Origin of the sequence: Cellulosimicrobium funkei, assembly GCF_900155925.1 — a bacterium.
Lineage (GTDB): Bacteria > Actinomycetota > Actinomycetes > Actinomycetales > Cellulomonadaceae > Cellulosimicrobium > Cellulosimicrobium funkei.
In genome coordinates this window covers 182,187-208,196 of the sequence record NZ_FTMI01000007.1, presented here as the reverse complement: position 1 = coordinate 208,196, position 26,010 = coordinate 182,187, and the positions used below count along the sequence as shown (strand labels likewise).

Sequence of the window (26,010 nt, the reverse complement as noted above, 5' to 3'; positions counted from 1 at the left end):
CTTCGTCGCGGACCCGCGGAAATGCCGGTCCATCAGCCGGACGTTGTGACTGTAGCGCCGGCGAACCGGCCGCAGAACGGCGCGAGCGGGCGAAATTTACCGCCCCTTCCCGCGCGGGTCAGGACAGATCGCCGCGAAATACCACGGTCGACGTGCCCGGCGCGTACTCCACCGCGACGGTGACGTCGTCGCGGTCGGCGTCGGGGATGGAGAACAGGACGACGCCCGTCCCGCTCTCGCCCGGGGCGAGCTCGCCCTCGAAGGGCCGGCCGCCGGGCTGCACGAGGCGCCCGGCCGGCGCGCGGTCCTCGCCCGTGTAGGCGTTGACCACGGCGTAGGAGAGGTCGAGCGGGGCGTCGGTCCCGTTCGTGACCTCGACGGTGAGGCGGACGGCCGGACCCGAGGTCTCGCCCGCGGCCACGGCCTCGCCCTCGACGTGCTCGACCTGCGCGAGCCGCACGGTGACGCCGTCGGGCGCCTGGACCGTCTGGTCGGGCGCGGCCGGCTCGAGCTCGGGGGCCACGGGCACGACGGCGGGGTCCGCCCCGTCGGTCTCGCCCGTCCCGGCGGCCGCGTCGCCGTCCGCCGCGGCGGCGCCGTCCCCGTCGCCCGCGTCGTCCGCGGTCGCGTCCGCCGAGGCGTCGCCGCTCTCCTCCGGGGAGGCGACCGGCGCGGGCGTGACCGTCCCGCCCGGGGACTCGTCGCCGTCGGACCGCCACGGCTGCAGCACGACGAGGGTGACGGCGACCGCGAGCGCGACCGCCGCCCCGATCACCGCGACGGCACGGCGGGAGGGCCGCCGCGTCGGGGTGGCGCCCTCGGGGGCGCCGTCGTTCTCCGCGTTCATCGTCCGCCTCCGGTCGTGCTCCGTGCCGGCTCGCGCCGGTCCGCCGTCGCGGCGCCCTGCCGGGCCGCCCGCCGGCCGTCGCGCAGCCCGCGCCAGGCCGCCCGCAGCGGGACGACCGGCCGCAGGAACTGGCGCCGGCCGCCGCGCCGCAGGACCGCGCGGGCGTTGCCCGGCGCGCTGCGCCGCCAGCGCCGCACGGACACCTCGTCGAGGTGCTGCGCGGCGAACAGCATCCGGTTGCGGATGTTGTAGTAGTAGTACGTCTCCGACTTGGCCTCCGGCCGCTGCCGGCCGTCGCGGTGGGTCCCGCCCTCGTCGTGGACCGCGACGGCGTCCTCGACGACGGCGACCCGGCCGCCCGCGCGCTGCAGGCGGTAGGACAGGTCGACGTCCTCCCAGTAGAGGAAGTAGGCGTCGTCGAACCCGCCAGTGCGCTCCCAGACCTCCCGGGTGACGAGCAGGCACGCGCCGCTGAGCCACTCCACGCGCGCGGCGCCCGGGTGCTCGTCGCGGCGCGACGGCGCGCGGAACGTGCCGTCGTCGAGGTAGACGTCGAGGCCCCCGAACCAGCGGCGCCCGGCGGGCGTGAGGACGACCGGGGACACGAGGAGCAGGCGGTCGTCCTGGACGGCCGCCCGCAGGGTCCGGACGTCGGCCGCGGCGATCGTCGCGTCGGGGTTGAGCAGGAGCACCTCGGCGGCGCCCGCGCCGAACGCCGCGCGCATCCCCAGGTTGGCGCCGCCGCCGAAACCCAGGTTCTCCGCCGGGGTCAGCAGGTCCCAGCCGCGCTCGTCCGCCAGGCGGGAGACCCGCTCGCGCTCCGGCGTCGTCGACCGGTTGTCGACGACGACCACGCGGGCCTCCCCGACCGCGCCGCGCGCGCCGAGGTTGCGCTCGAGGAGCGCGGCGGAGCCGTAGCTCACGACCACGATCGCGAGGTCGCCGGAGGCGTCCGAGACGTCGTCCACGGTCGTCACCTCCAGGTCCTGGCACGTCGGCCGTCGCGGCGATCCTAAGCCCGCCGTCGGGCCGTGACGCCGGAATTCACCCGGGCGAGATACAACCTCACCCGCTGTTCACCCGCGCCCGCCTGGATACGATTCTCGGCACGGTCGGGGGCGGGCAGACAATCCGTCGCCGCCGCTTCCCAGAAGCTCCCCCCGTCTCTTTCGCGAGGTGCCCATGTCCGAGTTCGGCGCGGCGATGACGCGACTGCACGACGCGCAGAAGTCGTCGAGCGGCGCGGCCGCGTACTCGCGCTTCGTCAACCGCCCCCTCGGCCGCCCGCTCGCCGCGGGCGCGTACGTGCTCGGCCTGACGCCGGACGCGGTGACGCTCGTCAGCGCAGCGACCACGCTCGCCGGGATCGCGACCATCGCGCTCGCCGAGCCGACGCTCGGGTCGTCGCTCGCGGCCGTCGTGCTCCTCGTCCTCGGGTACGCCCTCGACTCCGCGGACGGCCAGCTCGCGCGGCTCTCGCGGTCGGGGAGCGCGGCGGGCGAGTGGCTCGACCACTTCTTCGACGCCCTCAAGACGGTGGCCCTGCACCTCGCGGTGCTCGTCTGCTGGTTCCGGTACTACGACGTCGACGCCGGCTGGCTCGTCGTGCCGCTCGCGTTCTGCGTCGTGAGCAGCACGTTCTTCTTCGGGATCGTCGCGGTCGACCTGGTGCGCCGCGCCAAGGGCTCGCCGGGCGGGGCCGCGCACGGGACCGGGGGCCGGCTCCGCGAGCACCCGCTCTACACGCTCGCGGTGCTCCCGACCGACTACGGCTTCCTGTGCCTCTCGTTCGCGCTGCTGTGGCTCCCCTCCGCGTTCCTCGTCGTGTACACCGCGCTCGCCGTCGTGAACGCGCTCGTCCTGCCCGTCGCGGCCGTGCGGTGGTACCGGTCGCTCCAGGCCCTCGAACGTGGCGCGGCGACGACGGCAGGAGTCCGCTCGTGAGGCCGGTGCGGGTGATGCAGTCGTTCCGCGCGCCGCGGCCGACGACGAACCCGTACATCACCCAGCTCGACGCGGCCCTCGCGGCGGAGCCGTCCGTGGAGCACCTGCGCTTCGACTGGCGCACGGCGATCGTGGGCCGCTACGACGTCTTCCACTGGCACTGGCCCGAGGGCAAGCTCGAGGGCACCACGTGGTGGAAGGCCGCCGCGAAGCACGCGCTCGTCGCCGCGATCCTCGTGCGGCACCGCCTGAGCCGCGTGGTCGTCGTGCGGACGGTCCACAACGTCGAGCTGCCCGACGTCCCGCGCGTCTCACGCTGGCTCCTGGTCCGCGTCGACCGCTCGACGGACCACCGCATCGTCCTCAACGAGACGACCGAGCTGCCCCCGGAGCAGCCGCGCACCACGATCCTCCACGGCCACTACCGCGACTGGTTCGCCCGGTACGCCCGGGACGAGCGGGTCCCCGGACGGGCGGGCTACTTCGGCGGCGTGCGGCGCTACAAGAGCGTGGGCGACCTCGTGCGCGCCTACCGCGAGGCGCGCGCCCTGCGCGACGACCTGAGCCTGGAGATCGGCGGGCGTCCGTCGTCGGCCGAGCTGGAGACCTCGCTGCGCGCGGAGACCGCGGACCTGCCCGGGGTCGAGCTGACCCTGCGCTTCCTTCAGGACGACGAGCTCGTCGCCCTCGCCTCGCGCTCCCAGCTCGTGGTGCTGGCCTACCGGTTCATGCACAACTCCGGGAGCGTGCTCGCCGCCCTGTCGCTCGACCGCCCGGTCCTCGTGCCGCGCAACGCGGTGAACGAGGCCCTCGCGAAGGAGGTGGGCGACGAGTGGGTGCTCATGTTCGACGACCGGCTCACGGGCGAGCGCCTCGTCGGGGCGCTCGCCGAGGCGGCCGCGATCCCGGAGGGCGCGCGTCCGGACCTGTCGCGCCGCGAGTGGACGGACGCGGGGGCGGCGCACGCCCGCGCCTACCGCACCGCGCTCGCAGGCCGCCGGTCGCGCCGCCGCGCCGGGCGGGAGGGGGCCGCGTGATCGCCGAGGCGGCGTTCCGCGCCAAGACCGCCGTCGTGGGCCGGGACAGCACGGCCCAGCTCGACTCGTTCGTGCGGCACGACGCCCTCCCGGCAGCGGCGCTGGAGCAGCTCTCGCGCGAGCGCGCCCTGCGGCACGCCCGGTTCGCGTCCGAGCACAGCCCGTTCTACCGGGACCTCTACCGCGACGCCGGGATCACCGCGGCCGACCTCCGGGACGACGCGGTGCTCGACGCGCTCCCGCTGGTCGACAAGCCCGCCCTGCGCGAGCACTTCGACACGATCCGCACCGACGAGGCGACGGACCGCACGTCGGCGACGTCGCGCACGGGCGGCAGCACGGGCCTCCCCCTGCACGTGCTGCGCGACCTGCGCTTCCCGGCGCGCGCGCTCGAGTGGCGGCTGTTCCGGTGGTGGGGCGTCGAGCCGTGGGAGGACCGCGGGATCATCACCCGGCACATGCTGGAGGGCCTCGCGCGCGTCCGCCACGACCTGCAGTGGCTCCCGAGCCGCCGCGTGCAGCTCGACGCGTTCCGCATCACCGACGAGACGGTCACCGAGTTCGCGCGCCGCTGGAACCGGCTGCGGCCGCCCTTCCTGCTGGGCTACGGCGGGGGCGTGCTGGAGCTGGTCCGGCGCACGGGACGGCTCGGCATCGAGCTCGCGCCGCCGCGCGCGGTCGCGGTCACCGCCGCGCCGCTCGCCCCGGGCGTCCGCGCGGAGATCGCGACGGCGCTCCGGGCGCCCGTCTACGACCACTACCGCAGCGCCGAGGTGCCGTGGATCGCCGGCGAGTGCGCCGAGCAGTCCGGGATGCACGTGTTCTGGGACGTGCGCCGCGTCGAGGTCCTCGACGACGACGACCGTCCGGTCCCCGACGGGCAGGAGGGCAACGTCGTCGTCACCGACCTGACGAACCGCGTCTTCCCCGTGGTGCGGTACCGCCTCGGCGACGTGAGCAGCATCCACCGCGAGACGTGCGCGTGCGGGCGGTCCCTGCCCCGGCTCGGCGCGGTCTCGGGGCGGGCCTCCGACGCCGTCCGCCTCCCGGACGGGACGACCATCGCCGGGGCGCTCGGCCACATCTTCGACCACGCACCGCTCTCGGTGCGGCAGTTCGAGATCGTGCAGGGCCGCGACTACGCCGTGACGCTGCGCTGCATCCCGGCGAGCGACGAGCGCGCCGACATCGAGCGGGCCCTCGCGACGCTGCGCCGCGCGACGCGCGGGCTCGTGCCGGTGACGCTCGAGCTCGTCGACCACATCCCGCAGGTGGGCGGGAAGATGAGGTTCATCCGCAGTGACGCCCCCTCCTGAGCTCCGGCTGGTCGTCGCGGTCCCGACGTTCCGGCGCCCCGCCACGCTCGCCGGGCTGCTCGCGCGGCTGCCCGAGCGGGTGGCCGAGGTGGAGCGTGCCCGGGTGGAGGTGCTCGTCCTGGACAACGACCCCGCCGGGTCGGCGCGGGAGGTCGTGCGCGACGCCCCGCTGCCCGTGCGCTACGTCGTCGAGCCGCGCCCGGGCATCGCCGCCGTGCGCGACCGCGCGCTCGACGAGACGGCCGACGCCGACCTGCTCGCGTTCCTCGACGACGACGAGCGCCCGCGCGAGCGGTGGCTCGCGGCCCTCGTGGACACGTGGCGCGAGACGGGTCGCCCGGCGGCCGTCATGGGCCGCGTGATCTCCGTGTTCGCGCACGAGCCCGACCCGTGGCTGCTCGCGACGGGCGTGTTCCGCCGTCGTCCGCGCCCGACCGGGATCGAGATCCCGGTCGCGGCGAGCGGCAACCTCCTGCTGGACCTGCGGCAGGTGCGCTCGCTCGGGACCCGGTTCGACGTCACGCTGGGCCTCGCCGGGGGCGAGGACACGCTCTTCTCGCGCGCGCTCGTCGCCGCGGGCGGCCGGATCGTGTGGTGCAACGAGTCCGAGGCGGAGGACCTCGTCCCGGCCGAACGCATGACCCGGGCGTGGGCCATGCGGCGCGCGTTCAACGGCGGCAACGGCGCCGTGCAGGTCGAGCTCCGCCTCGCGCGCGGCCCCGCGCGCCGGGCGCTCGCGCGGGCGCGCGCCCTCGTCGGAGGCGCCGGACGCACCGTCGCGGGCGCGGCCCGGCACGTCTGGGGCCGCTGGACGGGCGACCTGGAGAGCGACGCGCGCGGCCTGCGCACGAGCCACCGGGGCCGGGGCATGGTCGCCGGCGCGTTCGGGCACCTGCACCGGCAGTACGCCCGCGACGACGCGACGCCTCAGGGGGCCAGGCCCGCCTCCTCGGCGACCGGCTCGAACGACGAGACCGCGGCGGGGATCTCCGCCTGAGCGACGAGCGCCCGCGTGAGCAGCACGTACCGCGCGACGTAGTCCTCCTGCCGCAGGCCCCGCGCCCGGACGTCCGCGGCGCTCGTCGCCTCCCCCGGGCCGAGCGCGTGCCGCACCGCCTCGGCGAGCGCGGCGGCGTCGTGCGGGGCGACGAGCCGGGCCCGCGTCCCCGCGACGTAGTCGCGCACCCCGCCCGCGTCCGTCACGACGAGCGCGCGGCCCGCCGCCATCGCCTCGACGCACGCCGTCGCGCCGGACGCGTGCCGGTTCTCGCGCAGCGGCACGACGACGACCCGGCAGCCCGCGTAGAGCCGCGCGAGCTCGGCGCGGCCCGTCGCGGGCGCGACGTCGACCCGGCCCGGGACCGCGACCCGGGCCGCGGCCGCCGACCGCGACGCGACGCGCGCGGTCACGCCGGGCAGCAGGTCGAGCGCAGCGCGCAGCACGGCCCAGTCCCGGTCACGGTCGTTGCCCACGGCCAGCACCTCGGGCGCCGTCCCGAGGCCGTCGGTCCCGGCGGCACCCCCCTCCCCCGTGGCGGGTGCCGTCCCGAACGGGACGAGGACGACCCGCCGACCGGGCACCCGGTCGAGCGCCACGCGCCGGTTGACGTCGCTGTGCACCGCCTCGACCGCGTGCCCGCGCAGCACGGCCGCGAAGAGACGGCGGCGGGCGCGACCGAGGTCGTCCCACCGGTCCCAGAGCCACACGGACTGCGCGAGGACAGCGGGCCTGCGGCGTCGGGGCAGCGTCGCGCGCACGAGGCCGACCGCGAGGTGCTCGCGCTCGGTGTGCGTCCACACGACGTCGGCGCTCCCCAGGAGCGCGCGGTTGCGCCACGCGTGCACGACGTCGGTCCCGAGCCGTGCCGCGAGCGCGCGCCGCACGCGCGCCACGGACGGCCGCTCGCGGTGGGACACGCTCCACGCGAGGTCGACCGCGCCCGCGGCGAGGTCGTAGCCGTAGGGCGTGCGGTCCAGGGTCTCCCCCGCCGCGTACCGCGCCCGCCACGCCACCGGGTCCTGCTCGTGCGCGAGGTGCACGACGACGCGCGGCCGCGTCACGGGACGAGCCCGCGCAACCGCTCCACCACGCGGTCCCACTCGTACCGGGCGAGCAGCCGCTCGCGCAGCGCGGCGTCCGGGATCGTCCCCCAGGCGGCGTCCAGCGCGGCCGCGACGTCGCGCGACGGCGCGTCGAGCGGGACGAAGCGCGCGAGGCCGTCGGCGAGCTCGCGGAAGACGGGGGTGTCGGCCAGCACGAGCGGCGAGCCGAAGTGCGTCGCCTCCAGCACCGGCAGCCCGAAGCCCTCGTCGCGCGACAGGAACGCCGTGACGGCGGCGCGGGAGTAGAGCCACGCGAGCTCGGCGTCGTCGATCGCGCCGAGCAGCCGCACCGCACCGCTCGCGAGGAGCGCGTCCGTGCCCGGCGGGAGGTCCGGGGCGACGCCGGAGTGCTCGGCTCCCCCGACGACCAGGAGGGGCGCCTCGGGCCCCAGCCGCGCGGACAGCGGGACGGCGCGCAGCACGGCCTCGAGGTTCTTGCGGACGTTGAGGCGCCCCACGCACAGCGCGAACGGGAGCCCCGGGTCGATCCCCGCGGGCGGGCGCGGGACGGCGTCGGTCAGGGTGCGCGGCACGCCCAGCCCCACGGGCGTGACCGGGCGGCCGGAGCGGCCCTCGATGCGGTCCGCCTCCGTGCGCGACGACGTCGCGACCGCGTCCGCCGCACGCAGGAGCGGGATCATCGGCGCGAAGTACGCGCGCTCCGTCCGCGAGAACCACTCGGGGTGGTCGCGGAACATCACGTCGTGGACGAACGTCACCGTCGGGACGCGCCCGACCGGCGTGTAGTTGTGGGCGACGACGACGTCGGCGTGGACCGTCCGCGCGAGCCGGCCGAGCTCGACCGCGTTCGACACCGCGTGCGGGTACAGGCGCGTCCCGATCGTCCGCGCGCCGGGCGGCAGGTCCGACGGCGCGGCGCCCTCCCCGCCGCGGACGGCGAGCACGAGCTCGTCCTGCGGGAACCGCTCGTGCCAGTGGTGGATGAGCGCGCGCTGGACCGACCGGTTCGAGAACGGCCCCCGGTCCCACCAGTAGGCGTCGAACAGGACTCGGCGGGGAGAGTCGTCGCGGGCGGGGTCGTCGGCGGCTGCGGCGGGGCGAGGCGCGTCCCGCCGGTCCCCGGCCGCGGTGCGACGGCGCGCGGTCCGCCAGGGCCCGGGCGTCCGCCGGGCTGCGAGGTCGTGTGCGAGCCGCTCGTACCCGTCGGCGACGTCGTCCCACGAGTAGTCCTCGGCGCGCTTGCGGTTCGCGCGTCCGCGCTCGAGCGTCCCGAGCTCGTCGCGCTCGGCGTCCTCGAGGATCCCGGCGAGGTCGTGCGGGCCGCGGAAGTAGAGGCCGGGGTCGCGCACGACCTCGCGGTTGAAGTCCACGTCGAACGCGACGACGGGCGCGCCGGCGCCGATCGCGCGCAGGAGCGACGGGTTGGTCCCCCCGACGGAGTGGCCGTGGACGTAGGTGAACGCGGACGCGTAGAGGTCGTCGAGCAGCTCCTGGTCCCACACCGCGCCGAGCAGCCGGACCCGCGCGTCCCCCTGCGCGAGCCGGTCGATCCGGTCGGTGTACTCCGCGGAGTACGGCGCGGAGCCGACGACCACGAGGGGCTTCGTCGCGGCGGACCGCGCGTAGCCCTCGACGATCTCCTGCACGTGGTTCTCGGGCTCGAACCGCGCGACCACGAGGTGGTAGCCCTCGGGCTCCAGCCCGAGCTCGGCGACGCGCGCGCCGCGGTCGTCGTCGAGCAGCGGGGCGCCGTACGCGATGAGCGACGACGGGACGCCGTACTCGCGCGCGTAGTAGTCCTGGATGCCCCGGGCGTCGGCGATGATCGCGTCGGAGCACCGGACGGCCGTCGTCTCGGCCGCGCGGTAGTAGCGGCGGCCCGTGGGACCCCACTTCGCGCGCCGCCACTCGAGCCCGTCGACGTGGGTCGCGACGGGGATGCGCGCCGCGCGCAGCAGCGGCAGGAACGGGGCGTTCGCCGCGTTGAAGACGAAGGCCGCGTCCGTGCGGTGCGCGACGAGGTGGGCGACGGACAGGCCCGTGTGGCTCAGCGTCTCGAGCGAGCGGCTGCGCAGCGCGCCCGCCGTGACGACCTCCATGCCGAGGTGCTCGCGGACGACGTCCTCGGTGTTCCCCGTGCGCGTGTAGACGCGCACGCGGTGCCCGCGCGCCGCGAGGCGCGAGCCGACCTCCTCGACCGCCGTCTCGAAGCCGCCGTACCGTGCCGGGACGCCGCGCGTGCCCACCATCGCGATGCTCAGCGTCGCCGCCACCGTCACTCCCGCCCTGCCGCCCTGTGCCTTCCTGCGAGGCTAGTGGTGCGCGGGGCCCGTGGGGCCGGGTTCCCGGCGCCTCACCCGGGTGATTTCCCCGGCGGGGACGGGGTGGAGAGGCCTCGGCGGGCGGGACGGGTCAGGCGCGGGCGTGGTACTTGCCCTGCGCCGCGAGCAGCCCCTCGGTGAGCACCATCTCGACCGCGTCGGCGGCGTCGTCGAGGAGGAAGGGCAGCTCCTTCGCCTCCGTGCCCTTGAAGTCCTTGAGCACGTAGTCGGCGGTGTCCATGCGGCCGGGCGGGCGCCCGACGCCGCCCCGGACCCGCACGTAGTCCTTCGTGCCGAGCGCCTTGGTGATGTCGCGCAGCCCGTTGTGGCCGCCCTCGCCGCCGCCGATCTTCAGCTTGACGGTGCCGAAGGGGATGTCCACCTCGTCGTGGACCACGACCACGTGCTCGGGGTCGATCCCGTAGTACTTGGCGAGCCCCGCCACGGGCCCGCCCGAGACGTTCATGTACGTCGTGGGCTTCGCGAGCACGACGCGCGGCCCGGGGCGCCCGCCGGGCAGCATGCCGAGGCGCGCCTCCGCGACGGCGGCCTGCGCGCGCGGGTGCCGCGCGAACCGGGCGCCGGCCCGGCCCGCGAGGACGTCCAGGACCATGTGGCCGAGGTTGTGGCGGTTGCCGGCGTAGCCGGAGCCCGGGTTCCCGAGCCCGACGACGAGCCACGGCTGGTCGCTCATGTGCACCGTTCCTTCGCTGACGTCCTGCACGGTCCCGGCTCCCGACGCGCACGAGGCGTCCGGCACCAGGGTGCCGGACGCCTCGACGAGAGCATGGCGCGGACGACGTCCGCGCGGGGGGTCACTCGCCCGCGGTCGCCTCGGCGGCGGCCTCGGAGCCGGCGGCCTGCTCGGCGGCCTCGGCCTCGGCGGCCTCGATGTCCGCCGAGTTGTCCTGCGGCACGGAGATCGTCACGACGACGAGCTCGGGGTCCGTCGTGAGCGTCGCGCCGGAGGGGAGCTTCACCTCGCCCGCCGTGACGGTGGTGCCGGCCTCGAGGCCCTCGATGGAGACCTCGACGGACTCGGGCAGGTGCGTCGCCTCGGCCTCGATGGCGAGGGTCTGCAGGTCGACGAGGTGGATGGTGCCGGGGGCGGACTCGCCGGTGACGGCGACCGGGACCTCGACGGCGACCTTCTCGCCCTTCTTCACGATGAGCAGGTCGACGTGCTCGATGACGTTGCGGACCGGGTCGCGCTGGACGTCCTTGGCGATGGCGAGCTGGCCCTTGCCCTCGAGCTCGATGGAGAAGAGCGCGTTCGAGTGCTTGAGCGCCAGCATCGTCTGGTGGCCCGGCAGGGTGACGTGCACCGGAGCGCTGCCGTGGCCGTAGAGGACGGCGGGGATCTTGTCGGCGCGGCGGATGCGGCGCGCGGCGCCCTTGCCGAACTCGGTGCGGGCCTCGGCGGCGAGCTTGATCTCGGACACGTGGATCACTCCTGGAAGATGCGTTGCGGGCCGGCCGCCAGTGGGGGACGGTCGGCTGTCCGGACGGTGAGAGGGCCTCCCGGACGGGCGGTTGCGTCGGCGCGGGACGTGTGACGGGCGCGCAGGAGGACGACCGCCCAGTCGATAACGGAGATCCAACAGGTCTGGCTGACACGTGCGGTCCCGCGCCGCCGGTGTGCTCACCGGTCCAGCGCTGCCGGCCGTCAGACGTCCCTCGCCGAGGCAACCTGATAACTGTACCCGGGCGCGGCGCGAGTCGGAAACCCGCTCCCCGCCGCCGGACCCGGAGCCGCGGCCGCGAGGCCTGCGGCCGTCGTCGGGAAGGGCGTCAGGGCGTCACGTCGGCGCGGGCCGTCTCGGGACGGGGCGCGGGCCGGCCGGCGAGGCGGCGCGCGAGGCTCCGGGGCAGCTCGTACAGCCAGTAGACCGGCGTCCGGGAGACGACGGCGTGCACGCCGACCGAGGCCAGGGTCGCGACGAGCGCCAGCACGGGCGGCGCGAGCGCGGCCACCGGGGCGGGCACGGCGTCGAGCGCGTCGCCGCCGACGAGCAGGATCGCGTGGATGACGAGCATGTGCGTGAGGTAGACGGGCAGCGTCCGCGTCCCGAGCGCGCGCAGCGGCCGCAGCCCGCTCGTCGCGACGCCGAGCACGATGCCCGCGGCCACCCCGAGCACGCACACGACCCACAGCAGGACGCCCGACGCCACGTGCGCCGCGAGCACGCAGCCCGCGACCCAGAGCGCGACGACGCCCGCGCCGGTCCACAGCGTCAGGCGCTCGGTCAGCCCCAGGACGCGGTCGCGCAGGAGGAGGCCGCCCAGGAAGAAGACGAAGTACTTCGGCGCGCTGTCCCAGGCGTTGTTCGGCAGCTCGAGCGCGAACGCGAACGCCGCGAGCGACACGGCCGCCGCCCCGACGAGCTGCACGCGCGGGGACAGCCCCGAGAGGAGCTTCGCGACGACGAAGAACACCGCGAGCGCCCAGAGGAACCACCGGATCCCCGACGGCCACACCCACGCCGAGAGCGCGGCCGCGCCGACCTGCAGGGCGGGGCCGCCGTCGTCCGCCAGGCCGGGCGGGAGCTCCAGCCCGACGAGCGCCTCGTGCACCGGGTCGGGGTCGCCCGCGACGACGGCCCCGAGGAGGTAGCCGAGCGCCCGGACGAACGGCCACAGGAGCAGGAGCCAGGCGAAGAGCGCGACCTTCGAGGCGAGCAGCGCGCGCCAGGGCCCGCGGACCCACTTTCCGGCGAACAGGCCCGCGACGGCGAAGAAGAGCGGCATGCGCATCGTGCCGAGCGCCGCGTTCACCCGGTCCCACCCGGCCAGGACCGTGCCCCAGGCGCCGGAGAGGTCGAGGTCGCCGAGCGCGCGCGTCGCGTGCAGCACGACGACGAGCAGGATCGCGAGGCCGCGCGCGGCGTCGGGCCAGCGCAGGCGCACTCGCTCGGCGGTCTGCTGCCGGGGCACGTCGTCACCTCCGGACGCTGCGGGCGGGACCGCGCGGGCGCTGCCACGACCGGACCGGGAGACCCCCGGCCGTCGGGACCGACGCGGACCGTGCGAACCTACCCTCGCGACGGCGACGGCCACGAGGGCCTCGCCGTCATTTCACCCGGGCGAGATCGTGCGCTCAGCCCGTCGCGGTGGTCGTCGCGACGGTCGTGGCCACGGTCGCGCCGACGAGGATCACCGCGGTCACCTCCTCGACGTACGCGCGCACGGCCTCGCTCGCCCAGCTCTCGCGCGCGATCTCGCGCGCCCGGGCGTCGACGTCGCGACGCCCCGCGGCGGTGCGTCCGGGCCCGCCGTCGGCGTCCGTGCCGCCGGCCGCGAGCACCCGGCCGGCCTGGCCCGTCGCGGCGAGCAGCGCGACGATCGCCGCCGCGCGTGCGTCCGGCGCCTGCCCCTCGACGAGGACACGTTGCAGGTCGGCCCGCACCGAGTCCTCGTGGCGGGAGTCCGCCGCGGGGAATCGCGTCGTCGGGAAGATGCCGAGCACGCGGCCCTCCTCGCGCCGCAGGACACCGCGCTCCGCGAGCGCCTCGACCGCGCGGGCGGCGGGCCGGAGCCTGGCGATCGGCGCGACGAGCGCCTTCGGCGTGGAGCCCTCGCGCGCCCGCACGACGTCGAGCGCCTCGTCGAGCAGCGCGTTGCCGGTCGGGGACGCGTCCCGCACGACGATGCGGCCCACCCGGCCGCCGTCGCCGTCGCCCGCGAGGTCGGCCCGGCCGAGCAGGGCGAGCTCGACGAGCAGCGCGCCCGCGGCGACCTGCTCGCGGTACGAGGCGTCGACGACGGCCTTCCCGGTCACGTCGTCGAGCGTGAGCAGCAGGTAGTCCTCGAGGATGAGCATGCGTCCACGCTAGGACCGGGCGACGGGGCCGGGCACCTGCCGTTTGTCACCGGTGCCCGGTGCAGGTCTCACGCCGTCGGCGACGCCGGGCTCCGGTCCGCCGGGTCGGCGAGCTCCCACCGGACGGTGACGGTCGCGCGGACCTCCTGGCTGCCCGGCTCCACGACGAGCGCGTCGCTCGTCGCCTTCGCCGCGAGGACGCGCGCCACCGGGGCGGGCGCGCCGTCGTCCTCCCGGATCTCGACGACCGGGCCGAGCGAGCGGCCCGCGAGGCGGGCGTACTGCTCGGCGCGGGCGCGGGCGTCGGCGAACGCGGCCTCGCGCGCCCCGGCCGCGAGCGGGCCGGGGTCCCCCACGGCGAGGCTGGTCGAGTCGAGCCGGCCCACCGGGCCGGCGGCGTCGAGCGCGGCGCGCACGACCTCGCCGCTCGCCCCCACGTCGCGCAGCGTCGCGCGCAGCGTGAGGCGGGCGGTCGTGCGGGGGCCGTCCTCGCGCTGCTCGGTCCACGTGGACGTCTGCGACGTGCGCAGGTCGGACGGCGCGACGCCGTGCGCGACGAGCGCGTCCCGCGCCGCGGCGAGCCCGGCGTTGGCGCGGTCGAGCGCGTCCTGGACGCCGGGCGCGCTCGCCTCGGCGCCGAGCTCGACGACGGCGACGTCCGGCGTGGCCGTCACCGCTCCCTGACCGGTGGTCGTCACCCCAGAGCCGTTCATGGCCGTCATGTTCGCACGAACCGCCCGGGGTCGCCCCCGTTTCACCCGGGTGAGCGCGGCACGGACGGCCCGCGGCCTGCCACTCTCGTGTCAGAGGGGCACGACGTCGTGCCCGTCCCGCACCCGGGAGGTCCGCGTGAGACGTCTCCTCGCGCTCGCCGCGCTGCTCGTCGCGCTCGCCCCCGCCCCGGGGGTGGCCGCCGCGGACGCCGCGGGCACCGACCCGGCCGCCACGACCCCGCGCGCGTGCGCCGACGCGCTCGCGCTGCTCGACGACTCCCGCCCCCGGGACGCGGTCGCGCTGGTCGACGCCTACCGCGCGACGGCCTCGTCCCCCGCGGACCCGGCGGCGCGGGCCACGGCGTGCGCCGACGTGCGGGACGCGGCGGTCGCCGCGCGGGACACCGCCGCGACGCTCGCCGCCGAGGCGGAGGCCCTCGAGCCCGGCGGGGCGCGGCCGACGTCCGGGGAGGCCGAGTCCTGGGCCGCCGCGCGGGCCCGCGCGGAGCAGGCGCTCGCGCTCGACGCGCAGGACGCGCGGGCCGCCGCCGTGGTCCGCGCGGCGCAGGAGGAGGAGACGACGGTCCCGGACCGCGCGGCGTCCGCCTGGGACGGGTTCGTCGAGGCGGTCTCGCCCCTGGGTCCGCCCCTGCTCGCGCTCCTCGTCGGCGTCCTCGTGCTCGCCGTCGTCGCGCGGCTCGTCGTCCCCGTCACGCTGCGCTGGCCCGTCCTGTCCGCGGGAGAGCGCGTGCGCGCGGGCGCCGCCGGGTGGGGCGCCCTCGTCGCCGGCGCGGCGCTCCTCGTGTGGGGCCCCGCCGCGGGCGCGAGCACATGGACGGGCTCCGGCGTCGCGGGCGCGACCCTCGCGGTGGTGGTCCTCGTGCTCGGGTTCGTGGCCGGAGTCGTGGCGGTGGCGCTCGCCCTCGGGCGGCTCGTCGCGCCGGGTGCCGGCCCCGACCGCACCCGCTGGTGGGCGTGGGCGACCGCCGTGGCCGGCGTCGCCGCGGTCGCGGCCGTCGTGCTCTCGGCCCGCGCCCTCGGGGGCCCGGGCACCGTCGCGGCAGGGCCCGTCGCGGCGGGGTCCCTCGTGGCGGGGGCCGTCCTGGCGGCGCTCGGCGTGCTCCTCGTCGCCACGGTCCTCGCGACCCGGCTGCGGCTGACGATCGAGGTGACGTCGGGCCGCTCGGGCGACCGGACGACGTCGCACGAGGGGACGGGCGGGGCGCGCCTCGTCGCGCTCCTGGGCGAGCTGGGCGCCGAGCCGCCGCGCGGCCTGGAGGTGCCCCGCGGCACGGACATCAGCGCCCTCAGCGGGTCCGCGCTCTCCGAGCTGCCCCAGGGCGCGTTCGTCAAGGCGGTCGTCAGCCTGGCCCAGGGCGTCGTCGGTTCGGTCCCCTGGCGGGTCACGGTCGAGGAGCGGGACGCCGACCACCTGGCCGTCGTCGTCACGAGGAACGGGCGGGCCGCGGGCTCCGCCGCGCTCGACCGGGCGGGGCTCCTGCGGTTCGACCCCGAGGACCCGGCGTCGGCCGCCGCCGCGGCGCAGGTCGACCTCTACCGCGCCGCCGCGGCCGTCGTGCTGCTGACGCTGGCACGCCACCACGCGGGCTTCGAGGGGCTGTGCGGGGCGACGTCGTGGCGCAGCCTCGCCCTCCAGTACGTCGCCCAGAGCGACCTCACCGACGCGCCGGACCGGGAGCGGGAGCTCCTCGCGCGCGCCGTCGACGTCGACCCGCGCAACGACCTGGCCCAGGTCGCCCTCGCGCACGCCGAGGGCCGGCACCACACCCTGCGCGAGGACCTCGACGCGTACGGCCGCTGGCTCGACCGGTTCGTCACGCGGAGCGAGGGCCGCAGCGGGTACCGCTCGCTGCGGCTGCGGGCCCAGTACTCGCGCGCCGCGACGACGGTCAACGCATGCTTCGCCCCGGGCCGCGACGGGGACGACCCGGCGGGCGGGCTCGACGCGACCGCCGTCGACGCGGTCCGCGCGCTGCTGGAGGCGCTCGCGGTGGAGCGTGCCGCGGGGCGGGAGGACGCGCTCGTCGTCCGGCTCCAGGACGCCGTCGAGAGCCTCTACCTCCAGGCGGAGGTCGCGGCCCGGGCGCTGGAGCCCGTGGCACCGCAACGGGTGCCGACGGCACCGGGGACGGAGCCGGGCGAGCGGGCCGAGCCGAGCGAGACGGCCGAGACGCCCCGGGAGCGCCTGCGGCGCGCCTACCGGGCCGCCCTGGCCCGCGACCCCGAGGGCGCGGACGCGCCGTCCCCCACGACCCCGACCGGCGAGTACAACCTGGCGTGCACGTACGCCGTCCGCACGACGCCGCTCGGTGCCGCGGACGCGCTCCGCACGACCGACCACCTGCGGCGTGCGGTCGTGCTCGCCGACCTGCGCGCGTGGCTCCACGACGACCCGATGCTGGCCGCGTACCGTGAGCGGCCGGAGTACGCCGCGGAGTTCGGCCAGGACCCGCTCGACCTGCTCGCGGTCGCCCCGTTCGCCCGGTACTCGCCGGCCTTGCGCGCGTGGGGCCTGACGACGGAGCAGCGGATCGTGGCGGTCCCCCCGCCCGACCTCGCGGCGCTCCTCGGGACGACGCCCGAGGAGGCCGCGAGGGTGCGCGCCGCCGCGCACCTCGCGGCGGACCTCCCGGCGCTCCCGGGCCGCTGCGACGTGCTCGACGTGCTGCTCGCGCACGACGTGGGCGCCCTGCCCCAGGAGGGGCTTCCCGACGACGTCGCCCGCGCCGTGCGGTCGCGCGTCGTGCGCCTGCGGCTCACCCCGTCGGAGCGCTACCGGCTGCGCGCCGCGCTGGCCGGGTGGCTGGGCTGAGCCTCAGCTGTTGCCGTCGAACAGCGAGGTGACCGAGCCGTCGTCGAACACCTCGCGGATCGCGCGCGCGATGAGCGGCGCGATGGAGAGCACCGTGAGCTGCGGGAACTGCTTCTCGGCCGCGATGGGCAGCGTGTCCGTGATGACGACCTCGCTCGCCCCGCACTCGGACAGGCGCTGGGCCGCCGGGTCGGACAGCACGCCGTGCGTCGCGGCCACGATGACCGACCGCGCGCCCGCGGCGAGGATGACGCGCACGGCCTCGGCGATCGTGCCGCCGGTGTCGATGAGGTCGTCGACGAGCACGCAGTCGCGGCCCTCGACGTCGCCGACGACGCGGTTCGCGACGGCCTGGTTCGGGCGCGTGACGTCGCGCGTCTTGTGGACGAACGCGAGCGGCCCGCCGCCGAGCTTCGCGGCCCACTGCTCGGCGACGCGGATGCGGCCCGCGTCGGGCGAGACGACCGTGACGTTCGACGTGTCGACGCGCGAGCGCACGTAGTCCGTGAGGATCGGCATCGCCCACAGGTGGTCGACCGGCCCGTCGAAGAAGCCCTGCGTCTGCGCGGCGTGCAGGTCGACGCTCATGAGGCGGTCGGCGCCCGCGGCGGTGAACAGGTCGGACATGAGGCGCGCCGAGATCGGCTCGCGACCGCGGTGCTTCTTGTCCTGGCGGGCGTACCCGTAGAAAGGCTGCACGACCGTGATCGTGCGGGCCGAGGCGCGCTTCGCGGCGTCGACCATGAGGAGCTGCTCCATGATCCACTGGTTGATCGGCGCGGTGTGGCTCTGGAGGATGAAGACGTCCGAGCCGCGCACCGACTCGCCGAACCGGACGTAGATCTCGCCGTTCGCGAAGTCGTACGCGGTCGTGGGCAGCAGGTCGATGCCCAGCTCCCGCGCGACGTCGTTGGCCAGCTCGGGGTGCGCGCGCCCCGAGGCGAGGACGAGGGACTTCTCCCCGTTGCCGGCGATCGTGCTGCTCATACCAGTGGGTTCCTTCGGTGGGGTTTCCGGGTGCGGGGGTAGGTCTGAGGTCGGCTGGCCGGTCGCGGTCAGTCTGTCGTGGTGGCGGGACGACCGCCACGCAGCGCCTCGAGCGTGTGCTCGAGCTCGGGCGCGGGCGGCGGCGGGGTGGGGCGGTCGGCCGTCGCGGCGGCGCTCTGGTCCGCGAGCTGGGCCTGCGCCTGCGCCCCGAGCGGGGGCGCCTCCGGGTCCGCGGCGCGCGCGGCGGCCGCGGCCTCGGCGGCGGGCGTGCCGGCGCGACGCCGCTCGACCCAGCCCTCGATGTTGCGCTGCTGGCCCCCGCTCACGCCGAGCGCGCCCGCGGGCACGTCGCGGCGGATGACGGACCCGGCGGCGGTGTACGCGCCGTCGCCGACGCTCACGGGCGCGACGAACATGTTGTCCGCGCCGGTGCGGGCGTGCGAGCCGATGACGGTGCGGTGCTTGTGCACGCCGTCGTAGTTGACCGTGACCGACGCGGCGCCGATGTTCGTGTGGTCGCCGATGGTCGCGTCGCCGACGTAGGACAGGTGCGGGATCTTCGACCCCTCGCCGATCTCCGCGTTCTTCGTCTCGACGAACGTGCCGATCTTGCCCTGCGCACCGAGCACGGTGCCGGGCCGCAGGTACGCGAACGGGCCGACGGACGTCCCCGCGCCCAGGACCGCGAGCGAGCCGTGCGTGCGGGTCACGGTCGCGCCGGCGCCGACCTCGGTGTCGGTGAGCGTGGTGTCCGGGCCGACCGTCGCGCCCTCGGCGACGACCGTCGCGCCGTGGAGCTGCGTCCCCGGGAGCAGCGTCACGTCGCGCGCGAGCTCGACGTCGACGTCGACCCACGTCGTGGCCGGGTCGACGACCGTCACGCCCGCGCGCATCCAGTCCTCGAGGATCCGGCGGTTGAGCTCGGCGCGCAGCGTCGCGAGCTGCACGCGGTCGTTGACGCCCTCGACGACCGTCGGGTCGTCCGAGACGAGCGCCCGCACGACGCCGCCCTCGGCGCGCGCCGCGGCGACGACGTCCGTCAGGTAGACCTCGCCCTGCGCGTTGTCGCGGCCGAGCGTGCCGAGCCCGCGTCGCAGGACGGCGGCGTCGAAGACGTAGATCGACGCGTTGATCTCGCGGATCGCGAGCTCGTCGGCCGACGCGTCCTTGTGCTCGACGATGCGCAGGACGTCGCCGGTCGCGTCGTCGCGCACGACGCGGCCGTAGCCCGTCGCGTCGTCGAGCTGCGTCGTCAGCATCGTCACGGCGTTGCCGTCGGCGACGTGCGCCGCGAGGAGCTGGGCGAGGGTGCCGCCGTCGAGCAGCGGGGTGTCGCCCGCGGTGACGACCACGGGGCCCTCGAGGCCGTCGCCGACGCCGCGCCCCTCCTCGCCGTCGGGCACGCCGTGGACGAGCGCCTGCGCGTGCGCCTTCGCGTCGAGCGCGACGAGCGCGCACTGCACGGCGCGGCCCGTCCCCGGGATCTCGTCCTGGTCCACGACGACCGCGTCCGGGTCGACCGACACCGCGTGCTCGGCGACGCGGTCGCGCTCGTGCCGCACGACGACGGCGAGCAGGGCCGGGTCGAGCGAGCGCGCCGCGACGAGCACGTGCCCGAGCAGGCTGCGGCCCGCGAGCGTGTGCAGCATCTTGGGGGTGGACGACTTCATCCGCGTGCCCTCGCCTGCGGCGAGGACGATCACGGCAGCGGGGGCGACGGTGGTGTCGGTGCCCTGCTGAGCTTCCATGGGTGTTCCCCTCGGGATCGGTGGCACGAGCTCCGCCCCCAGGACTCGAACCTGGACCAAGGGCACCAAAAACCCTTGTGCTGCCGATTACACCAAGGCGGACCGGACCCGGCGACGCCGTCTCACGTGCTCGGCACGTGCACGTCACCTGCCCGTCGCCGCGCCCCCGGTTCGACCCGGGCCGCGGCGGGCGGGCCGGGTCCGGGAACAGTCTGCCAGGTCGGTCCCCGTGCCCGACGCCGCGCGTGCCCGTCTCGCCCCATCCGCACCGGACGCGGGGCGTGGCCCGCACCACACCCGCGCGCGCCCGCCCGACGACGCCCGCGCCGGCGGGCGCGGACCCTCCGGCTGCGGCGACCGCCCGCACGGCATGATGGACCCGTGGCAGACTCCAGGCGCACCCCCCGATCCCGCATGACCGCGAGCCAGCGGCGCGAGCAGTTGCTCGCCGTCAGCCGCAAGCTGTTCGCCGAGAAGGGGTTCGAGGGGACGAGCGTCGAGGAGATCGCCGCGCGCGCCGAGGTGTCCAAGCCCGTCGTGTACGAGCACTTCGGCGGCAAGGAGGGCATCTACGCGGTCGTCGTGGACCGCGAGGTGCAGGCGCTCACCGCGGCGCTGTCGGGCGCGCTCGACGAGGGCGGTCACCCGAAGGTGCTGCTGGAGCGCACCGCGCTCGCCCTCCTGTCCTACATCGAGGCGTCGGAGGACGGCTTCCGGATCCTCGTGCGCGACTCCCCCGTCGCGCAGGCCACGGGCACCTTCTCGAGCCTCATCGGCGACGTCGCGACGCAGGTCGAGCACCTCCTCGCGCACCAGTTCCGCACGCGCGGCCTCGACCCGAAGGTCGCGCCCATCTACGCGCAGATGCTCGTCGGCATGGTCGCCCTCACCGGTCAGTACTGGCTCGACGCGCGCTCCCCCAAGAAGACGGAGGTCGCGGCGCACCTCGTCAACCTCGCCTGGAACGGCCTCGCGGACATGGAGAAGCGGCCGCACCTCATCACCACGAGGTCCTGACGCAGATCCGCTCCCCGAACCCGCGTCATGACAGCGGGGTCAGCCCGTCTCTCTGGCGGCAGAGCAGAACGACGAAGCGGGGCAGCGGATGCACGGGCACGACCGGTCGGCCGACCAGGGGTACGGCGACCCACGGGACGAGATCCGTCCCACGGTCTGGGGGTACGTGACCTGGACGACCGCACGGTGTCTGCAGGGCGACGTCCCGGGCGCGCCCGCGCGCGTCGTCCAGCGCACCGACGTGCTCGTCCCGGGCCTCACCCCCCACGAGCTGGACCGGGTGCGTCGGCACGCCGAGTGGCGCGCGTCGGTCGACGTGGTGCGGGTCGGTCTCGTCGCAGGCGTGACGACCGCGCTCGCCGCCCTGGTCGCCGGGCGGAACCTCGCGACGCCCGAGACCCTGCTCCTCGCCGCCGTCCTCGGGCTCGTGGCCGCGCTCCTCACCGTCGTGCTCCTGCACGTGACGGGCCCGCGCCTCACGCGGGTCGAGCGTCGCGCGCTGCGCCGGGCCGTGGAGATCCGGCGCGTGCGGGTCGCGCCCCCGACGTCGGCCGTGATGCGCGTGCTCGTCGCGATGAGCGCCGTCGAGTCGGTGTCCGGGCGGCTCGACGAGCAGGACGCCGCGCTCGCGCGCGAGCTGCTCTGGGTCTCGCTCGACGCCGTCCGGCGCGACGACGCCGCAGCCGTCGACGAGGCGACCGGGACGATGCTGCGCCTCGCCGTGCGGGCCGCGCGGACGCTGCCCACGGTGCGCGACGAGCACCTCGGCTGACCGGCGGGCCCGACGTCGGCAGGGGCGCACCCCCTGCTTCCGCACGGCCAGGACGTGACATCTGTCCCGTGCCGCGCGCGTTCGCGCGTGGTTGTGTGGAGCGCATGGCGACACTCGAGATCGACTCGCTGACCAAGTCCTACGGCGACGTGCGCGCCCTGCGCGGCACGTCGTTCGACGTCCGCGCCGGGGAGATCTTCGGCTTCGTCGGCTCCAACGGCGCCGGCAAGACGACGACGATGCGCATCGTCCTCGGCGTCCTCGCCGCCGACGGCGGCGAGGTCCGGTGGGAGGGCCGGCCCCTCGACCTGGCCGCCCGCCGCCGCATCGGCTACATGCCGGAGGAGCGCGGCCTCTACCCGCGCATGAAGGTCGGCGAGCAGCTCGTCTACCTCGCCCGGCTGCACGGGCTGTCCGCCGCGGCGGCGAAGGACGCGATGGAGCGCTGGACCACGACGCTCGGCGTCGAGGCGCGCCGCGGCGACGAGGTGCAGAAGCTCTCGCTCGGCAACCAGCAGCGCGTCCAGCTCGCCGCCGCGCTCACCCACGACCCCGAGCTGCTCGTGCTCGACGAGCCGTTCAGCGGGCTCGACCCCGTCGCCGTCGACGTCATGAGCGGAGTCCTGCGCGACCGCGCCCAGGCAGGCGTGCCCGTCGTGTTCTCGTCGCACCAGCTCGACCTCGTGGAACGGCTGTGCGACCGCGTCGGCATCATCAAGGACGGCGCGATGGTGGAGGTCGGCACGATCGACGAGCTCCGTCGCACCGAGCAGGAGCGCTGGGTCGTGGACGGCCCGCCCGGCGCCACGTGGATCGGCGCCGTGCCCGACGCGCGGGCCGTCAGCCTGGAGGGGTCGCGCACCGTCGTCGAGCTCGTGCCCGGTGGGTCGACCGGCGACGGGACCGGCGGGCGCGAGCAGGCCGTGCTGCGCGCGGCGCTCGCCGCCGGGCCCGTGCACGAGTTCGCGCTCGTCCGGCCGTCGCTCACCGAGCTGTACCGCGACGTCGTGAGCGCCGAGGAGAAGCCGGCCGCGACGGCCGCCGAGACCGTGGAGGTGGGGGCATGAGCACGGGGACCTCGTTGACGTCCTGGGGCGCGATCCGCCTCGTCGCGGGCCGCGAGATCATGACGCGGCTGCGCTCCAAGTCGTTCGTGTGGCTGACCGTGATCCTCGTCGGCGCCGTCGTGCTCGGCGGGGTCGTGCTCAATCTCGCGAACGGGTCGGGCCCGAGCGCCGAGCGCGTCGGGGTCACGCCGCAGACCGCGGCGCTCGCCGAGGCGATCGAGACCACGGGGAGCACGCTCGGGACCGACGTCGAGACCGTCGACGTCGCGGACGACGCCGCGGGCGAGGCCCAGGTGCGCGACGGCGACCTCGACGCGCTCGTCACCGGGAGCGTCGGCTCCCCCACGGTCGTCGTCGACACCGAGCTGTCGTCGGGCCTCACGGCCGTCTTCACCACGCTCGCCCAGCAGACCGCGCTGTCCGACGCCGTCGCGAGCCTCGGGGGCGACCCCGCCCAGGTCGCGGGCGACGTCGCGACCGCCGCGCCGGACGTGCGCACCATCGGCGAGCCGAGCGAGTTCGACCCGGCGCGCTACGTCACCGGCCTGGTCACCGGCATCCTGCTCTTCATGGCCATCATGATCAGCGGCCAGCTCATCGCGCAGGGCGTCGTCGAGGAGAAGACGAGCCGCGTCGTCGAGCTCCTGCTCTCGACCGTGCGCCCGTGGCAGCTCATGGCCGGCAAGGTCCTCGGCATCGGCCTCGTCGGGCTGGGGCAGGTCGCGCTCGTCGTGCTCGCGGGCGTCGGGACCGCGCTCGGCCTCGGCCTCGTCGACACCTCGACGATCGACCTCGGGACCGCCGCCGCCTGGGCGCTCGTGTGGTTCGTCGTCGGCTTCGTCAGCTACGCGCTGCTCATGGCCGGCCTCGGCGCGCTGGTGTCGCGCCAGGAGGACGTCGGCGCGGTGACCACGCCCGTCACGTTCCTCATGATCGTGCCGTACATCGTGGGCGTCTCCGTCGCGCCGTGGGCGCCGGACAACCCGCTCGTCGTCTGGCTGTCGTACGTGCCGCTGTGCTCGCCGCTGCTCATGCCGGTCCGCATCGCGCTCGGCAGCGCCGAGACGTGGGAGGCCCTCGTCGCGCTGGGCCTCTCCGTGGCGGTCATCCCCCTCCTCGTGTGGCTCGCGGCGAAGATCTACTCCAACGCCGTCCTGCGCACCGGCGCCCGCGTCAGGCTCACGGACGCCCTGCGCACGTCCTGACGGCGGGGCACGGCCCCCGCTCCGCCGAGATAGAGGCGTGGTTCGCCGAGGTAGAGGCCTGGTCCGCCGAGGTAGAGCCCGGGTTCGGCGAGGTAGAGCCCAGGTTCGGCGAGGTCGAGGCCAGGTCCGGTGGTCGACGACGGTGGGTCGCCCCACCCCGTGCTCGTGTCGCCCTGGTAGGTGCGCGCCCAGGCACGGCCCGCGCGACCACGCCTCTACCTCGGGGGACAGCGGCTCTACCTCGGCGGACAGCGGCTCTACCTCGCGAGACAGCGGCTCTACCTCGGCGGACAGCGGCTCTACCTCGCGGGGCCAGGGCTCTACCTCGCGGCGGCGGGTCTTGCGACGCGCCGCGACGGCCGGCGAGCCGTCAAGAGTCTTGACGTCGAGACACGTCGAGTACCCTCGCGTCATGGACCAGCAGCACGAGGACGAGGTCGACCGCATCGTCGCGGCGTGGCAGCGCGAGCGGCCGGACCTCGACGTCGAGCCGCTCACCGTGTTCTCCCGGGTCGACCGGCTCGCCCGGCACCTGGACCGGGCGCGGCGCACGGCGTTCGCGCGCGGGCACCTGGAGACGTGGGAGTTCGACGTCCTGTCCGCGCTGCGCCGCGCCGGCGAGCCGTACCGCCTCTCCCCCGGGGCGCTCGTCACCCAGACGCTCGTGACGAGCGGGACCATGACGAACCGCATCGACCGGCTCGAGGAGCGCGGGCTGGTCGTGCGCCGCCGCTCGCCCGACGACCGGCGCGGCGTGCTCGTCGAGCTCACGCCCGAGGGCCTGGAGCGCGTGGACACGGCGATGACCGACCTCCTCGCCGTCGAGGCCCGCATCCTCGACGCGCTCGAGCCGGGCGAGCGACCTGCGCTCGCGGCGCTCCTGCGTACAGTCGGAGGACAGTTCGACGACTGACCGACGGCCCGGACGACCGGGCGGGCGTCGCCGCACGCGCCTGCACCCGGAGGTCCCCGCCCGATGCCGTCGTCACGGCCGCCCCGCCCGAGCACGTTCCGCGGCGGGATCGACGGGGTCCTGCTGGTCGCCGTGCTGCTCGTGGCCGTCAACCTGCGGGCGCCGCTCACGGCGCTCCCGCCCGTCGTCGCGGACGTCGCGGCCGACCTCGACCTCACCGCCGCCGCGGCGGGCCTGCTCACCGGCATCCCGGTGCTGTGCTTCGCGCTCGCGACGCCCGCCGTCGCGGGCCTGCTCGGGCGGTCGTCGCTGCGGACGGCGATCGCCGTCGCGCTCACGCTGATCGTCGCGGGGACGGTCCTGCGCTCGGCGGACCTCGCGGCGCTCGGCGCGGCCGGGACGTTCGCGGGCACGGTGCTCCTCGGGCTGGGCATCACGACGGCGAACCTCGCGGTGCCGATGATCGCCCAGCGCGACTTCCCCGGGCACGTCGCGACGGTGACGGGCCTGTACACGGCGGCGATCAACGTCGGGACCGTCGCGACGACGGCGCTCACCGCCCCGCTCGCGGACGCCGTCGGCTGGCGCTGGGCGCTCGCGTCGTGGTCGGTGCTCGCGGTCGTCGCGCTCGTGTGGTGGCTGCGCGCGGTGCCGCGCGAGGCGCGCGAGCCCCGGGGCGTGTCGGCGGAGACCGTGCCCGGCCCGGCGGCATCGGAGACGAAGGCCGGGGCGGCCGGGGATGCGGCCGAGGCGGACGTGCTGGCGGCGGCCGCGGCGGAGGGCGTCACGGGCACCGACCCGACGACGGCCCGTGAGCGCCACGTGCTCGCGACGCCGTTCACGTGGTGGCTGTGCGCGATGTTCGCGCTCCAGTCGTCGAGCTTCTACGCGCTCACGGCGTGGCTGCCGCTCGTCCTGGAGGACCTCGCGGGCATCCCGCGCTCGGCGTCGGGCGGCGCGGCGTCGTTGTTCCAGGGCTTCGCGATCGTCGGCGGTCTCGCGGTGCCGCTCGCCGCGCGCCGCCTCAGCCTGCGGCAGACGTTCGTCGGGATCGCGGTGCTGTGGCTGACGCTGCCCGTGGGGCTGCTCGCCGCGCCGGGGCTCTGGGCGGTGTGGGCGTCCGCCGCGGGCGTCGCCCAGGCGGCGAACTTCGTCGTGATCTTCACGCTCGTCGCCCAGCGTTACCCGACGGTCCGGCGCGGCCGGCAGGCGTCGGCGACGGTGCAGTCCGTCGGGTACTGCCTGGCCGCCGTCGCGCCCACCGCGGCCGGGGCGCTGCAGACGGCGACGGGGACGTGGACGGTGCCGGTCGCCGTCGTGCTGGGTGCGCTCGTGGTGATGACCGGGATCGGGCTGGTCCTCACCGGCGCTCCCCGTCGTCGCGCGGGCTGAGCGCGAGGCCCCTC

Annotated in this window: 21 protein-coding genes, 1 tRNA gene and 2 pseudogenes; 11 read left to right on the top strand and 13 right to left on the bottom strand. The window is 76.2% G+C overall.

The genetic code is table 11. From position 1 onward, the window contains the following. Window positions 1-118: 118 nt before the first annotated feature. Both BXA05_RS17140 and BXA05_RS17135 read right to left on the bottom strand, forming a co-directional pair. Complete coding sequence (locus BXA05_RS17140; RefSeq protein ID WP_061268687.1) at window positions 119-847, bottom strand: hypothetical protein; 729 nt, start codon at window positions 845-847, stop codon at window positions 119-121. After that, a complete protein-coding gene (locus BXA05_RS17135) occupies window positions 844-1,824 on the bottom strand; it encodes a glycosyltransferase (protein ID WP_241005820.1) in 981 nt (326 codons plus the stop codon). The genes BXA05_RS17140 and BXA05_RS17135 overlap by 4 nt, the downstream gene beginning before the upstream one ends. Before the next feature lie 205 nt (window positions 1,825-2,029). Here BXA05_RS17135 and BXA05_RS17130 point away from each other — a divergent pair, with 205 nt between their 5' ends. Genes BXA05_RS17130 through BXA05_RS17115 form a run of 4 tightly spaced genes read left to right on the top strand, consistent with a single transcriptional unit; the run spans window position 2,030 to window position 6,141 of the window. Beyond that, the gene (locus tag BXA05_RS17130) at window positions 2,030-2,791 is read left to right on the top strand and encodes a CDP-alcohol phosphatidyltransferase family protein (RefSeq protein ID WP_076406306.1); all 762 of its coding nucleotides are present in this window, start codon (window positions 2,030-2,032) and stop codon (window positions 2,789-2,791) included. Beyond that, the gene (locus tag BXA05_RS17125; protein WP_244550503.1) at window positions 2,788-3,828 is read left to right on the top strand and encodes a glycosyltransferase family protein; all 1,041 of its coding nucleotides are present in this window, start codon (window positions 2,788-2,790) and stop codon (window positions 3,826-3,828) included. Before BXA05_RS17130 ends, BXA05_RS17125 begins: the two co-directional genes overlap by 4 nt. Then, window positions 3,825-5,144: a phenylacetate--CoA ligase family protein gene (locus BXA05_RS17120; RefSeq protein WP_143311192.1), complete on the top strand. Its 1,320-nt coding sequence runs from the start codon at window positions 3,825-3,827 to the stop codon at window positions 5,142-5,144. Before BXA05_RS17125 ends, BXA05_RS17120 begins: the two co-directional genes overlap by 4 nt. After that, complete coding sequence (locus tag BXA05_RS17115; RefSeq protein WP_076406300.1) at window positions 5,128-6,141, top strand: glycosyltransferase family 2 protein; 1,014 nt, start codon at window positions 5,128-5,130, stop codon at window positions 6,139-6,141. Before BXA05_RS17120 ends, BXA05_RS17115 begins: the two co-directional genes overlap by 17 nt. On the opposite strand, the gene BXA05_RS17110 is transcribed toward BXA05_RS17115, so the two are convergent. From BXA05_RS17110 to BXA05_RS17080, 8 genes and pseudogenes are all read right to left on the bottom strand, one after another. Next, complete coding sequence (locus BXA05_RS17110) at window positions 6,072-7,205, bottom strand: glycosyltransferase (protein WP_076406298.1); 1,134 nt, start codon at window positions 7,203-7,205, stop codon at window positions 6,072-6,074. The two genes, BXA05_RS17115 and BXA05_RS17110, sit on opposite strands and share 70 nt — an antisense overlap. Further along, window positions 7,202-8,140: pseudogene (locus BXA05_RS20805) on the bottom strand (glycosyltransferase); the annotation flags it as partial. The gene BXA05_RS17110 and the pseudogene BXA05_RS20805, both read right to left, overlap by 4 nt. A 198-nt stretch (window positions 8,141-8,338) precedes the next feature. Then, window positions 8,339-9,457: pseudogene (locus BXA05_RS20800) on the bottom strand (DUF1972 domain-containing protein); the annotation flags it as partial. A 163-nt stretch (window positions 9,458-9,620) separates the two neighbouring features. After that, entirely contained in the window at window positions 9,621-10,223 is a 603-nt protein-coding gene (gene pth / locus BXA05_RS17100; RefSeq protein ID WP_034656376.1) for an aminoacyl-tRNA hydrolase, read from the bottom strand. Window positions 10,224-10,344: 121 nt separating this feature from the next. After that, window positions 10,345-10,971 carry a 50S ribosomal protein L25/general stress protein Ctc gene (locus BXA05_RS17095; RefSeq protein ID WP_061268693.1) on the bottom strand — a complete coding sequence of 209 codons (627 nt, stop codon included), beginning with the start codon at window positions 10,969-10,971 and terminating at the stop codon, window positions 10,345-10,347. 349 nt (window positions 10,972-11,320) lie between these two features. After that, window positions 11,321-12,463, bottom strand: a complete 1,143-nt coding sequence (locus BXA05_RS17090; protein WP_170963193.1) for an acyltransferase family protein — start codon at window positions 12,461-12,463, stop codon at window positions 11,321-11,323. A gap of 163 nt (window positions 12,464-12,626) precedes the next feature. Beyond that, window positions 12,627-13,349: a GOLPH3/VPS74 family protein gene (locus tag BXA05_RS17085; RefSeq protein ID WP_076406292.1), complete on the bottom strand. Its 723-nt coding sequence runs from the start codon at window positions 13,347-13,349 to the stop codon at window positions 12,627-12,629. Between the two features lie 68 nt (window positions 13,350-13,417). Then, entirely contained in the window at window positions 13,418-14,062 is a 645-nt protein-coding gene (locus tag BXA05_RS17080) for an SIMPL domain-containing protein (protein WP_244550502.1), read from the bottom strand. A 136-nt stretch (window positions 14,063-14,198) separates the two neighbouring features. Here BXA05_RS17080 and BXA05_RS17075 point away from each other — a divergent pair, with 136 nt between their 5' ends. Next, entirely contained in the window at window positions 14,199-16,895 is a 2,697-nt protein-coding gene (locus BXA05_RS17075) for a hypothetical protein (RefSeq protein WP_076406288.1), read from the top strand. 3 nt (window positions 16,896-16,898) lie between these two features. On the opposite strand, the gene BXA05_RS17070 is transcribed toward BXA05_RS17075, so the two are convergent. The 3 genes from BXA05_RS17070 to BXA05_RS17060 all read right to left on the bottom strand — a co-directional run bounded on the left by BXA05_RS17070 (window position 16,899) and on the right by BXA05_RS17060 (window position 19,732). Then, window positions 16,899-17,882 carry a ribose-phosphate diphosphokinase gene (locus tag BXA05_RS17070; protein WP_024841193.1) on the bottom strand — a complete coding sequence of 328 codons (984 nt, stop codon included), beginning with the start codon at window positions 17,880-17,882 and terminating at the stop codon, window positions 16,899-16,901. A gap of 68 nt (window positions 17,883-17,950) precedes the next feature. Further along, entirely contained in the window at window positions 17,951-19,630 is a 1,680-nt protein-coding gene (gene glmU / locus BXA05_RS17065) for a bifunctional UDP-N-acetylglucosamine diphosphorylase/glucosamine-1-phosphate N-acetyltransferase GlmU (protein WP_061268698.1), read from the bottom strand. 30 nt (window positions 19,631-19,660) lie between these two features. Further along, a tRNA-Gln gene (locus BXA05_RS17060) sits at window positions 19,661-19,732 on the bottom strand. Window positions 19,733-20,044: 312 nt separating this feature from the next. On the opposite strand from BXA05_RS17060, the gene BXA05_RS17055 reads away from it, so the two are divergent. The 6 genes from BXA05_RS17055 to BXA05_RS17030 all read left to right on the top strand — a co-directional run bounded on the left by BXA05_RS17055 (window position 20,045) and on the right by BXA05_RS17030 (window position 25,996). Then, a complete protein-coding gene (locus BXA05_RS17055) occupies window positions 20,045-20,647 on the top strand; it encodes a TetR/AcrR family transcriptional regulator (protein WP_031317332.1) in 603 nt (200 codons plus the stop codon). Window positions 20,648-20,813: 166 nt separating this feature from the next. After that, on the top strand, window positions 20,814-21,419 hold the full coding sequence (locus BXA05_RS17050; protein ID WP_076406286.1) for a hypothetical protein: 606 nt from the start codon (window positions 20,814-20,816) through the stop codon (window positions 21,417-21,419). 104 nt (window positions 21,420-21,523) lie between these two features. After that, window positions 21,524-22,486, top strand: coding sequence for an ABC transporter ATP-binding protein (locus BXA05_RS17045; RefSeq protein ID WP_076406284.1), 963 nt, complete (start codon window positions 21,524-21,526; stop codon window positions 22,484-22,486). Next, entirely contained in the window at window positions 22,483-23,691 is a 1,209-nt protein-coding gene (locus tag BXA05_RS17040) for an ABC transporter permease (RefSeq protein WP_076406282.1), read from the top strand. Before BXA05_RS17045 ends, BXA05_RS17040 begins: the two co-directional genes overlap by 4 nt. A 412-nt stretch (window positions 23,692-24,103) precedes the next feature. Beyond that, on the top strand, window positions 24,104-24,604 hold the full coding sequence (locus BXA05_RS17035; RefSeq protein ID WP_021482856.1) for a MarR family winged helix-turn-helix transcriptional regulator: 501 nt from the start codon (window positions 24,104-24,106) through the stop codon (window positions 24,602-24,604). Window positions 24,605-24,667: 63 nt separating this feature from the next. After that, window positions 24,668-25,996: an MFS transporter gene (locus BXA05_RS17030; protein WP_076406281.1), complete on the top strand. Its 1,329-nt coding sequence runs from the start codon at window positions 24,668-24,670 to the stop codon at window positions 25,994-25,996. Window positions 25,997-26,010: the final 14 nt, after the last annotated feature.